Origin of the sequence: Pseudomonas sp. 20P_3.2_Bac5, assembly GCF_025466035.1 — a bacterium.
Lineage (GTDB): Bacteria > Pseudomonadota > Gammaproteobacteria > Pseudomonadales > Pseudomonadaceae > Aquipseudomonas.
Genome location: NZ_JANLOA010000117.1, coordinates 1 through 327, shown reverse-complemented (window position 1 = coordinate 327; position 327 = coordinate 1). Strand labels below are relative to the sequence as shown.

1 pseudogene is annotated in these 327 nt (G+C 68.5%); it reads left to right on the top strand.

Annotated features, from left to right (window positions below):
- A pseudogene (locus NTD88_RS21450) lies at nucleotides 1-327 on the top strand (hypothetical protein); the annotation flags it as partial.

Sequence of the window (327 nt, the reverse complement as noted above, 5' to 3'; positions counted from 1 at the left end):
CACCGGCGACCACAGCTTCAGCGGCGACTTCCTGATCCAGGAAGGCGTGCTGCAAGTGGGTGAAACGGTCGCCGCCGCTGCCGCGCCGGTGGCTGCGTTCGCGCGCATGGCCCTGTTCGCCGCACCGGTCGGCAATACCCTGGCGGCCGACATCGTCGTCGCCAACGGCGCCGGCCTCACCGGCACCGGCACTGTCAACAGCGTGATCAACAAAGGCACCGTGCAGCCCGGCCCGAACGGCAACCTGACCGTCACCGGCGACTTCACCAACGCCAGCGAAGGCACCCTGAGCATCAACCTGACCCCGCTGCCAACCAGCTACCTGGC